Consider the following 11,614-nt stretch of genomic DNA (forward strand, 5'->3'; position numbering starts at 1 on the left):
ACCGGCACGAGCGGGGCGCTACAGGACGATGTTGACCAGCTTGCCCGGTACCACGATCACCTTGCGCGGGGTGCCGTCGCCGATCAGGGCTGCGACCTTCTCGTCGGCCAGGGCCGCGGCCTGGACGTCGTCCGAGGACGCCGAAGCTGCCACCGTCACCCGGGAGCGGACCTTGCCGTTGACCTGGATGGGGTACTCGACCGAGTCCTCGACCAGGTACTTCTCGTCCACCACCGGGAACGGGCCCTGCACCAGCGAATCCGCGTGGCCCAGGCGGCGCCACAGCTCCTCCGCCATGTGCGGGGCCAGCGGGGCCAGCATCAGGACCAGCGGCTCGGCCAGCTCGCGCGGGGTCGACGCGGCCGCGCCGTACGTCTTCGTCACGTGGTTGTTCAGCTCGATCAGCTTCGCGCCCGCCGTGTTGAAGCGCATCTCCGCGTAGTCCTCGCGGACGCCGGCCACGGTGCGGTGCAGCACCTTGCGGTCCGCCTCCGAAGCGTCCTCAGTGGACACTCGCAGCTCGCCGGTGGTCTCGTCGACGATCAGGCGCCACAGGCGCTGCAGGAACCGGTGCGAGCCCACGACGTCCTTGGTCGCCCACGGACGTGACATGGCCAGCGGGCCCATCGACATCTCGTAGAACCGGAACGTGTCGGCGCCGTAGTTCTCGGCCATCTCGTCCGGCGTGACGACGTTCTTCAGGCTCTTGCCCATCTTGCCGTACTCCTGGCGGACTTCCTCGCCCTCGAAGAAGTGCTTGCCGTCGCGCTCCTCGACCTGCTCGGCCGGGACGTACACCTCGCGGGCGTCCGTGTACGCGTACGCCTCGATGTAGCCCTGGTTGAACAGCTTCCGGTACGGCTCCTTGGACGTCACGTGGCCCAGGTCGAACAGCACCTTGTGCCAGAACCGCGAGTACAGCAGGTGCAGCACCGCGTGCTCGACCCCGCCGACGTACAGGTCGACGCCGCCGGTGTCGTCCGCGCCGTGCTCGGCGGCGCGCGGGCCCATCCAGTACGCCTCGTTCTCCGGCGCGCAGAACGTGTCCGCGTTCGTCGGGTCCACGTACCGCAGCTGGTACCAGCACGAACCCGCCCAGTTCGGCATCGTGTTGATGTCGCGGCGGTAGGTCTTCGGGCCGTCGCCCAGGTCCAGCTCGACCTCGATCCACTCGGTCGCGCGGGCCAGCGGCGACGACGGCGTCGAGTCGCGGTCCTCGGGGTCGAACGTCACCGGCGAGTAGTCGGCGACCTCGGGCAGCTCGATCGGCAGCATCGACTCCGGAACGGCGTGCACGCCACCGTCTTCGTCGTAGACGACCGGGAACGGCTCGCCCCAGTAGCGCTGCCGCGAGAACAGCCAGTCGCGCAGCTTGAACTGGACGGTGCCGACGCCGGTGCCGTCCTCGGCCAGCCGCTCGATGATCGTCTTCTTGGCCTCGGCGACGTCCATGCCGTCCAGGAAGCCGGAGTTGATCGCCGGGCCGTCACCCGTGAACGCCTTGCCGTCGAAGCCCTCCGACGGCTGCACGGTCCGGACGATCTCCAGCCCGAACTTCTCGGCGAACTCCCAGTCGCGGACGTCCTGGCCGGGCACGGCCATGATCGCGCCGGTGCCGTAGCCCATCAGCACGTAGTCGGCGACGAAGATCGGGATCTGCTTGCCGTTGACCGGGTTCGTCGCGTACGCGCCGGTGAAGACGCCGGTCTTCTCCTTGTTCTCCTGCCGGTCCAGCTCGGACTTGCGGGACGCCGCGACGCGGTACTCCTTGATGGCCTCGGCCGGGCTCGCGGCGTCGCCGGTCCAGCGCTTGTCGACACCCTCGGGCCACGCGGCCGCGGCCAGCTTGTCGACCAGCGGGTGCTCCGGCGCCAGCACCATGTAGGTGGCGCCGAACAGCGTGTCCGGACGGGTCGTGAAGACCTCGATCGCGTCATCGCCGGTCTTGAACGTGACGCGGGCGCCGTGCGAGCGGCCGATCCAGTTCCGCTGCATGGACTTGACCTTCTCCGGCCAGTCCAGCAGGTCCAGGTCGTCGACCAGGCGATCGGCGTACGCGGTGATCCGCATCATCCACTGGCGCAGGTTGCGGCGGAACACCGGGAAGTTGCCGCGCTCGCTGCGGCCGTCGGCGGTGACCTCCTCGTTCGACAGCACCGTGCCCAGGCCGGGGCACCAGTTGACCGGCGCCTCGGAGATGTAGACCAGACGCTGACCGTCGATGACCGTCTTGCGCTCGGCGGCGCTCAGCGACGCCCAGTCCTGGCCGCCGGGCACCGGGCGGGAGCCGTCGGCGAAGGCGGCCTCCAGCTCGGCGATCGGGCGCGCCTTGCCCGCTTCGGTGTCGTACCAGGAGTTGAAGATCTGCAGGAAGATCCACTGCGTCCAGCGGTAGTACTCGGGGTCGATGGTGGAGATGCGACGGCGTTCGTCGTGGCCCAGGCCCAGGCGCCGGATCTGGCGCAGGTAGGTCCGGATGTTCTCCTCGGTCGTCTTGCGCGGGTGCTGCCCGGTCTGGACCGCGTACTGCTCGGCCGGCAGGCCGAACGCGTCGAAGCCCATCGTGTGCAGCACGTTGCGCCCGATCATCCGGTGGAAGCGGGCGAAGACGTCGGTGCTGATGAAGCCCAGCGGGTGCCCGACGTGCAGGCCGGAGCCGGACGGGTACGGGAACATGTCCTGGACGAACAGCTTGTCGCTGGGGACCGGCTGCCCCTCGACCGCGAGCGGCCCGACGGGGTTGGGCGCGTGGAACGTGCCCTGGTCGGCCCAGAAGTCCTGCCAGCGCCGCTCGATCTGGCCGGCCAGCGCGGCCGTGTAGCGGTGCGCCGGGACGTCGGTCCCTGTTGTCTCGGTCATCGCCGTCATCCTTCGTCGCGAGGTGCTCCAGAAACAACTCGACCCCTCAGCCGCGAGGGCATGAGGGGTCGCCGCGCCGGCCGGGCCGGGCCCGGTCAGCGCGGCAGGCTAAGGAGCAGCCGAGCCGTGTTCATACGTTCATCGTAACGTGCTGGTCAAAGCCGTTCGGAGGGGACCGCCACTGCGGCGAACTGCGTGACCTGGGTGGCCGAGAAGTTGTTGTCGCTGACGATCACCAGGCTACGCTCGCCGTTCGGCAGCTTCGGACCCCACGTCATGCCTTCGAGGTTGTCCACAGTGGACAGGCCGAGGTCGGCCGCGTCGAAGAGCAGGCGCTTCTTGACGGGCTTCACGTTCTTGGCGTCGGCGAGGGACTTGACGTTCAGGATGTTCGTCGCGCCCTTCGTGTCGATTTCGTAGACGCGCACCTTGTTGCCGACGCCGGTGACGAACGAGCGTTCCATCATCAGGTACTTGGTCGGGTCGGCCTGGTCGACGGCCAGCATCGAGGAGACGCCGGTCGTCGCGAACGCGCCATCCGGCACCGGTGACGCGAAGATCGGCTCCTGTGGGTAGGCGTACTGCGCCAGCACCGGGCCGTAGCGGCCCTGCAGCGTGATCCGGGAGACGCCGCCGGTGGTGCGCGTCGACTCCGGGCCGTCCTGCAGGAGCGGGCCCTCGTCCTCGCTGGCGATCAGCGCGCCGAACCCGGCGAAGGTGAGGCCTTCGAGGACCAGGTTCTGCCGCGGGCCGGCCGTCGGCGTCATCTTCTCGTTCGCGGGGATCGGCAGGTCGCGGACGTACGCGCCGTCGCGGCGCGCCTCGCGGATCGACGGGTCGATCAACGTCGTCGCGGTGCGCTCGCCCTCCTGCGACCAGTAGTAGTCGCCGGTCCACGGGTCGACGCGCAGCTCTTCGGGGTCGATCGTCTGCTCGTTCTGCGGCTTGGCGGGATCGTTCTGCGTGAGCGGCGGGTACGGCGTGCCGTCGGGACGCAGGAACGGCTTCGTGCCGGTGAAGGTGACGTCGCCGACGCCCTTCGCCGTCACCGGGAAGGTCGCGGTGTAGAACCGGGCGGGGTTGATCGCCGACCGGTCGTCGCAGATCAGGGCGTAACCGCCGGTCCGCGGGTCGTAGTCGATGCTGGAGAGGCCGCCGACGATCGTCCCCTGGTACGGCAGGGAGTTCGGGACGATCTTTTCGCCGAGCAGCCGGATCGGACGCTGGTGACTCTCGGTGGCGGCGGCCGGCGCGGCGGCGGCCAAACCCCCGATCAGAGTAAGAGCCAGGACGGTGGGCAGTACGCGGTGTGACATGGCCTGTAGCACAGTCGACCAGGGTATCCAGCAGGTTGCCGGAACGTCACGCTTATCCTTGACCTGTGTTCGCAATCGCGCTGGTTCCGATCCTGCTCGGTGTCGTCGTCGGCTGGGGTGGTGTCCTCGGCGTCCGCGAAAGGCTGACGCGCGAAGGTGGCACCGGCGTGCGCACGCAAGCCGCGCTGCGCAGCGAAGAAGCGTTCAAGCTGGCCAACCGCGTCGCCGGGCTGCCGACGGCGGCCGGCGGGGCGATCGCGATCCTCTCCGGGCTGGCCGGGCTCGCGATGCCGTCGACCGGTGGCCTGGTCGCCGCCGCGCTCGGGGGTGTCGTCGCGATGTTCGTGCTGGTCGCAGGCGGTGGCGTGCTCGGCAACCGGGCCGCGCTGACCGTCCCCGCGCCGGCTCCGGCCGCGCCCGCCGGCTGCAGCGGCTGCGCGTGCGGCGAGGGCGGCTGCGGCGTCTTCAAGAAGGCTTAGGCTTAGTTCCGTTGGAGGTCACCCGGATGGGTGGCCAGCAGCGCGATGGGGACGCCCTGGCGGCGCAGCACCTGGCTCCAGAGGTCGCCACTCGGCGAGGCCAGGATGTCGCTCGGCAGGGCGGGCACGATCACCCAGTCGTCCCGCTCGATCTCGCCCGCCAGCTGGCCGGAGTCCCAGCCCGCGTACCCGGCGAACACGCGCACACCGCGGACCTTCGGCACCAGGATCTCGGGGTCGGTGTCCAGGTCGACCAGCGCGACCGGCCCGCGGACGGCGATCACGCCCGGCACGCTCGCCGCGGTCTCGCCGGTGCGCAGCGCGGCCAGGCACAGGGCCGTCTTCTTCTCCACCGGCCCGCCGACGAACACCGCCTGCGGCTCCGCGACGTGCCCGCCCCAGTTCGGCAGCACGTCGTGCACGGCCACGTCACTCGGGCGGTTCAGGACGACGCCGAGCGTGCCCTCGTCGCGGTGATCGATGACGAACACGACGGTCCGCTTGAAGTTGGGGTCGACCATCGTGGGGGCGGCGACCAGGAGCGTTCCCGGTTCAACCTCGGCGTCCGCTGGCACGCGACCCATGATCCCACCCTTGGCCCGGCGAATTACTTCGGCTCGGGAACAATCGCCCCACCCGCCCCGTTTGAAACAGTGGTCGGCGCACTCCGTGTCCCCCGGGCTCACTGAAGAACCGCCTTTGTGGAATACCGTCCGGCTGGAGCCACACTGCGCATAGCCGCCGAGAGGCGACCTTAGTGCGTCGGCCACCCTCTACCCTGGCTCTGTGACGATCAGCGCCGGAGTGGCCACAGGGCGAAGAGGCCCTCGCGAGCTACTCAAGGACCCGGCCTTCCGGCGTCTGCTCTTCACCCGCTTCGCCGCCAGCTGGGGCGACGGCGTCTTCCGCGCCGGTCTCGCCGGCGCTGTGCTCTTCAACCCCGAACGCGGTGCCGACCCGCTGGCCATCGCGGGCGGGTTCGCGGCGCTGCTGCTGCCGTACTCCCTGGTCGGCCCGTTCGCCGGCGCCCTGCTCGACCGCTGGGACCGGCGCAAGGTCCTGATCTTCGCGAACCTCCTGCGCGGCCTGGCGATCCTCGCGTCGGCCGCCGCCGTCGGGTTCGGCCTGGGCGGGATCGGCCTGTTTTCGCTGGCCCTGGCCGCGGAAGGGATCTCGCGCTTCATCGGCTCCGGGCTCTCGGCGTCGCTGCCGCACGTCGTCGAAGAGCAGAGCGTCGTGACGGCGAACGCGTTCGCCACCACCATCGGCTCGGTCATCGCCGTGATCGGCGGCGGCTGCGCGATCGGGCTGCGTGCCCTGTTCGGCAGCGACGACGCCGGTTCGGCGTACACGACGGCGTTCGCGGTGCTCGGCACCCTCGTCGCGGCGTTCATCGCCCGCGGGTTCGCGCGCGGGGTGCTCGGGCCGTCCGTCGTCGACGAGCCGACGAACCCGTTCCTCGCGGTCGCCCGAGGTCTCGCCGACGGCGCGAAGCACGCGTGGCGCGCGCCGAGCGTCACCGCCGGGTTCGTCGCGCTGTTCGCGCACCGGGCGTCGTTCGGCGTCTCGCTGCTGGTCACCGTGCTGCTGATGCGCAACTACTTCACCGACCACGGCCTCCTGCGCGCCGGTTTGCCCGGGCTGGGGCAGATGGCCGCGCTGGCCGGGGCCGGGCTGCTCATCGCCGGCCTCCTGACGGCGCGGCTGATCCGCCGCGCCGGACGGGTGCGCGCGGTGCTCGGCGCGCTGGTCGTCGCGGCGATCGCGCAGTCGGCGCTCGGGCTGCCGATGGTGCTGCCGTGCGCGCTGCTCGCGTCGTTCTTCATCACCGGCGCGGGCCAGGTGCTGAAGCTCTGCGTCGATTCGTCGATCCAGCTCGACGTCGCCGACGAGGCGCGCGGCCGCGTCTTCGCGCTCTACGACACGCTCTTCAACATCACCCAGGTGGCGGCGGTATCGCTGGGCGCGCTGATCGTCCCGGACGATGGCCGTTCGCCGGGCCTGCTGATCGCCGCAACCGTTTGCTACCTGGTCGGCGGCGCGGGGTACCTGGTCGCCCGGCGCCGGACGGTTCGCTGACGCAAACGTCGAACCCGCTCCGGTGACTGCTCCATTGGCATTAGGGTGACGGGAAAGTCATCAGAAGGTTCAAGGGACACCGGGGGCACCTGTGACCACCGCGGGCGACGACCGTGCGCGTCTCGAGGCGCGCAATGCCGCGATGAAGGACCAGATGGACACCCTCCTGGAGAACTTCGAACGGCAGACGGCGCAGCTGCGTGACGCTCAGGCCGTGGCCGCCGAGACGACCGCCCAGGTCGAGTCCGCCGACGGCCTGGTCCGCGCGACCATCGACGCCGGCGGCAGCCTCGCGAAGCTCGAGTTCGCGCCCACCACGTTCGAGCGCACGACCCCCGCGCAGCTCGCGAACACCGTCCAGACGTTGGTGCGTCAGGGATCGCTGCAGGTCAAGCAGAAGATCGCGGACCTGATGGCGCCGATCACCGAAGGGCTGCCGGACCTCGCCGACCTGGTCGAGGGCGCGCCGTCGCTGGCCGGGCTGGTGCCGCCGATCCCGGAGTTCGTCGAAGAAGAAGCTCCCGAATCGCCGCGTCCCGAATCCTTCGAAGACGCCGGGCCGATCCTGCGCGACGACCAGCCGCCGGCGCCCGCGCCCCAGCGCGTCCGCCCGCCGCGGGCGGACGAGGACGAGGAGCCGCCGTCGTCCTGGATGACGAGGGGCGACTGATGCCGGACGGGGGTTCCGGCTTCACCGCGGAGCCGGACGCGGTGCTGAGCGCGTCGAAGGGCCTGGTCACGGCGGCCGACGGGCTCGACAACGCGCTGAAGGCGTTGCAGGGCGCGCTGTCCGCGCAGGGCGAGTGCTGGGGTGGCGACGACTCCGGCAAGGAGTTCGCGAAGGACTACGTGCCCGGGTCGCAAGGCGCCGTCGAGGGCTTCACCAACCTCGTGCAGGGGTTGCGCGGGATGCAGCAGAACGTCGACAAGTCGATGAAGGCCCTGTCGGGCGCCGACGAAGACGTGACTTCGCAGCTCGGCAAGGGGCAATGACCCGTGGGTATGGAGATGCCCGACGCGGTCAAGTGGCTGCTGCCCATCGTCGTCGGGGAGAGCTGGCCGGAGGGCGACGAGACGAAGCTGCGCGCGCTGCGGGACGCGTGGCACACGGCGTCGTCCGCGATCGGCCCTGCCTCGGACGCGGGCAACCAGGCGGCTTCGGGGATCCGCGACAACTGGACGGGTGACGGCGCCGACGCGTTCGCCGAGCAGTGGAAGAAGTTCGTCGAGGGCGACGAGGCGTACTTCAAGCAGCTGGCCGACGCGACCAAGGCCCTCGGCGACTCGTGCGACCAGACGGCACTGGACGTCGAGTACACGAAGTACATGATCATCATCTCGCTGATCGTGCTGGCCGCCCAGATCGCGGCGATGATCGCGGCCGCGGCGGTGACGTTCGGCGGCTCGACGGCGGGCATCGCGCCGGCCCAGGTCGCGACGCGGATGACCGTGCAGATGCTGTTCCGGCAGCTGCTCGAGAAGCTGGCGCAGCAGGGGTTCAAGCAGGTCGCGAAGGAGCTGCTGGAGAAGCTGCTCAAGCAGGGCATCAAGAAGATCGGCATGGAGGTCCTGAAGAACGAGGCCATCAACCTCGGCATGGACGCGGGCATCCAGGGCCTCCAGATGGCGAAGGGTGATCGCCAGAGCTGGGACTGGTCCAAGACCAGCGATTCGGCGATCTCGGGCGCGGTCGGCGGAGTCGTCGGCGCGGGTAGTGGCGCGATCGGACGTGGGGCGACCGAGGGGCTGTCGCACAGCGCGGGCGGGCAGATCGCGGACGCCGCGATGCGGGCCGGGGCACGTGGTGCGGTCGAGGGCGTCGCGCAGACGGTCGGCCAGGCGGCGGTGACCGGGGATCTCGGGTCGTTGACGCCGGAGCAGCTGCTGACGGGCGCGTCGAGCGGGGCCGTTGGTGGGGCTGTTGGGGGCGCCAAGGAGCAGATGCACTCGGTGCACGAGGCGAACATCCCGCGTTCGGAGCCTGGTTCTGGTGCTTCGGAGCCGGGCTCGGGTTCGGGAGATTCCGGGGAGCCTGGCTCGGGCTCTGGCGAGTCCGACTCGGGCTCTGGAGCCTCCGGTGAGTCGCGCGGTTCTGGTGAGTCCGGGGAGTCGCGCGGTTCCGGGGAATCTGGTGATTCCGGGGAGTCGCGTGGCGGGGATTCCGGCGAGGCACGGGATGCCGGCGAGTCCGCGGATTCGCGGCGGGGCTCGGAAGAGCCGAGTTCGTCATCGGAGCCGCGGGGTGAAGAGCCGGCTTCGCAGGCGGAGTCGAGGAGCGAAGCGTCACCTGAGCCGGAGCCTCCTTCGCCGGCGGAGTCGTCGTCGGAGCCGGAGCCACGGCGGGCGGAGCCTGAGCCACGGGCCGAGGAGCCTCCATCTCATCGCGAGCCGGAATCGCGGAGCGAGACGTCACCAGAAGCCACGTCTCAACGTCCGGAGCAGGGACCTGAGCGGCAAACCGCCGAGCCGCGTCAGGCGGAGCCCCAGCCCGAGACGCCTCGGGTGGCGTCGGACGGTCCCGCCCCCCAGCAGCATGCAGCCACGCCGCCCTCGACTGGCGGCGGGATGCCGAGCCCGTCGGCCGGAGTGCCCCACGGCGGTGGCTCTCCCGGTCCGGCTGCTAGCGGCCCGTCGCACGCCGGAAGTTCGTCGAGCGGCTACGGCATGGCCCCGCCGGGATCCAGCGCCGAGCCGGGACGGCAGAGTGGCGGACGTCCAGCGGACAACGTCGGCGCAGCAGGATTCGCCGGCGGCGCGAGCCAGCCGCTGGCTGCGGACGCGGGCCAGACACCCCCGCAGGTTGGCGGGGTGTCCCCGCCCACGGGCGGATTCACCCCACCCCCCGGCGGAATGCCGACAGGCGGCGCTCTTGGCGGCCGCGCAGGTGGCCCGGGCGGACCGACACCGCAGTCGATGACCCCGCGAGGTAGCCAGCCCGAGCAGCCACGACGCGTGGCGCCACAGGACCCGCGCCGGATGCCGCCCGGTGGTCAGCCTGGTCAGCCGCGGGGTGGTCCGGCGCCCCAGACTGGTCAGCCACCCCACGGCGGGCAGCCCCCTCACGCTGGACAACCGCCGCGGGGCGGTCAGGTCCCTCACGGCGGGCAAGCACCACCCGGCGGACAACCGCCCCACGGGGGACCGGCCCCGCACGCTGGACAAGCGCCGCATGGCGGACAGGTCCCGCACAGCGGGCAAGCACTGCCCGGCGGACAACCGCCCCACGGGGGACCGGCCCCGCACGCTGGACAAGCGCCGCTGGCTGGGCAAGGGCCGCAGGGTGGACCCCGGCCTGGGCAGCCTTCTCAAGGCGGACCGCAACCACAGTCCGGGCAAGCGCCGCACGGTGGACCGCACCTTGGGCAGCCACCTCAGGGTGGACAGCGGTCACAGACTGGGCAGCCACCCCGCGGTGGGCAGGCTCCGCACGCCGCGCAGTCATGGCGGGGTGAGCAGGGGCCGCACGGTGGACAGGCGCCTCAGGCCGGACAGCCGCCGCAGAGTGGGCGGCCGTTACCGGGTGGGCAGGTGCCGCCGAACGGGGTGCCGTTGCAGGGTGGACGGCCTGCGCAGCCTCCCCATGGTGGGCCGCCGATCGGTAATCCGTCGCAGGGCGGCCAACCGCCCCAGGGCGGACGGTCGCCGCAGGGTCATCCGTCACAGGGTGGGCAGCCGTCGCACGGGCAGCCGCCGCAGGGTCACCCGTCGCAGAGTGGGCAGCCGCCGCAGGGTGGGGGGTATCCGAACGATCCGCGTCGGATGCCGCCTGGTGGGCGGCCGCCGGGGTCGCAGCAGCGTCCGCCTATGCCGGGTGGGCAGCGGCCGGCGGGGTATCCGAATCAGCCGCGTGGGCCGCAGGGTCCGGGTGGTCGTCCGCCTATGCCGCCTCCGCCTGGTGGGCGGCCGCCGATGCCGCCGCATGACCCGCGGGTGGGGCCGCCGCAGGTGCCGCCGCCCCGGTTCGGGCCGCCGCAGGAGAACCTGCCGCGTGGGCCGTACAACCAGCCGCCGCGGGCATTCGAGCAGCCGCACCGGCCGGCGGATCCGCCTGAGGGCCAGCGGCCTGCCGAACAGGCTCCGTCCCGGGGGCTGCCTGCACGTGCGACGGAACCGACTCCGGCTAAGCAGGTGCCCTCACGGGAACACATCGCTGAGCCGCCTGCCGATCACCCGGCTCCGGACCGGGTGGGCGAGCGACCTGCCGCCGAGCAGCCAGCCGCGCCCGACCACGCGACTGAGCAACACGGGCCGGCGACCAACCGGCCCGCTGAGCCGGTTGCGGGTGAGCACCTGGCGACTGAGCAGCCGGCCGCTGAGCAGGTACCCGCCGAGTACGGAGGCGAGCACGCGACCGACGCGCATCCCACCGAGCAGTACGGCGAGCAGCACGTCGGCGAGCCGTACCTCACCGACGAGAACTTTCATACCGACGATCCCGGTGGGGTTCGGCGGATTGAGGACACCTTTATCGACTCTGGGCGGCAGAGTTCCGAAAGTGGGGAGTGGCGGCACGAGCAGGTTCGGCGGGAGGCGCTTCTCCGGCGCGACGAGTTCCACCCCGGTATGTCCGATGACGGCGCCTTCGCCGTCCATGCCTATACGCGGCACGAGCTGGTCGGGCCGCTCAACCGGGCGCTTCGGTTCGGGGGGCCCGAGCTGGCCGACCTCGCGCCGCAGGCTGGGGCGCTTGTTTCCGGGTTGAACGAGATGCCGCCGCATGTCGGGACCGTCTCTCGGCGGGTCGACTTCCAGGGGGATCCGGCGCGCCTTCAGGCTTTCCTCGGGCGGTTTCACGAGGGCGCGCACATCACCGAGCCTTCCTTCCTCAGCTCGTCGAAGGTCGACGCCGAGCATCCGCGGAGCATCTTTCCCGGTGAAGTC

The 11,614-nt window shown here is 71.2% G+C and carries 8 protein-coding genes and 1 pseudogene; 5 read left to right on the forward strand and 4 right to left on the reverse strand.

Translation table 11 applies throughout. The annotated features are described in order from the left end of the window. Positions 1 to 18: 18 nt before the first annotated feature. Both leuS and VA596_RS09695 read right to left on the reverse strand, forming a co-directional pair. A complete protein-coding gene (gene leuS, locus VA596_RS09690; RefSeq protein ID WP_323325201.1) occupies positions 19 to 2,859 on the reverse strand; it encodes a leucine--tRNA ligase in 2,841 nt (946 codons plus the stop codon). Positions 2,860 to 3,014: 155 nt separating this feature from the next. After that, positions 3,015 to 4,175, reverse strand: coding sequence for an esterase-like activity of phytase family protein (locus VA596_RS09695; protein ID WP_323325203.1), 1,161 nt, complete (start codon positions 4,173 to 4,175; stop codon positions 3,015 to 3,017). A gap of 65 nt (positions 4,176 to 4,240) precedes the next feature. Between VA596_RS09695 and VA596_RS09700 the strand changes: the two genes are divergently transcribed. Continuing rightward, positions 4,241 to 4,654, forward strand: a complete 414-nt coding sequence (locus tag VA596_RS09700; RefSeq protein WP_323325205.1) for an SdpI family protein — start codon at positions 4,241 to 4,243, stop codon at positions 4,652 to 4,654. A gap of 2 nt (positions 4,655 to 4,656) precedes the next feature. Here the strand turns inward: VA596_RS09700 and VA596_RS09705 are convergent, their stop codons facing one another. Further along, a complete protein-coding gene (locus tag VA596_RS09705; RefSeq protein ID WP_323325207.1) occupies positions 4,657 to 5,238 on the reverse strand; it encodes a YqgE/AlgH family protein in 582 nt (193 codons plus the stop codon). 202 nt (positions 5,239 to 5,440) lie between these two features. On the opposite strand from VA596_RS09705, the gene VA596_RS09710 reads away from it, so the two are divergent. The 4 genes and pseudogenes from VA596_RS09710 to VA596_RS50810 form a co-directional block, all read left to right on the forward strand. After that, complete coding sequence (locus tag VA596_RS09710) at positions 5,441 to 6,733, forward strand: MFS transporter (RefSeq protein WP_323325209.1); 1,293 nt, start codon at positions 5,441 to 5,443, stop codon at positions 6,731 to 6,733. Positions 6,734 to 6,875: 142 nt separating this feature from the next. Beyond that, entirely contained in the window at positions 6,876 to 7,403 is a 528-nt protein-coding gene (locus tag VA596_RS09715; protein WP_323325211.1) for a YbaB/EbfC family nucleoid-associated protein, read from the forward strand. Beyond that, entirely contained in the window at positions 7,403 to 7,726 is a 324-nt protein-coding gene (locus VA596_RS09720; protein ID WP_323325213.1) for a WXG100 family type VII secretion target, read from the forward strand. The genes VA596_RS09715 and VA596_RS09720 overlap by 1 nt, the downstream gene beginning before the upstream one ends. Before the next feature lie 15 nt (positions 7,727 to 7,741). Next, positions 7,742 to 8,167, forward strand: a pseudogene (locus VA596_RS50810) (WXG100 family type VII secretion target); the annotation flags it as partial. Between the two features lie 2,700 nt (positions 8,168 to 10,867). Here the strand turns inward: VA596_RS50810 and VA596_RS09725 are convergent. Next, positions 10,868 to 11,587: a hypothetical protein gene (locus tag VA596_RS09725; protein ID WP_323325215.1), complete on the reverse strand. Its 720-nt coding sequence runs from the start codon at positions 11,585 to 11,587 to the stop codon at positions 10,868 to 10,870. Positions 11,588 to 11,614 lie beyond the last annotated feature (27 nt).

Source organism: Amycolatopsis heterodermiae (genome assembly GCF_034929455.1).
In the GTDB taxonomy this organism is placed as follows: Bacteria; Actinomycetota; Actinomycetes; order Mycobacteriales; family Pseudonocardiaceae; genus Amycolatopsis; species Amycolatopsis heterodermiae.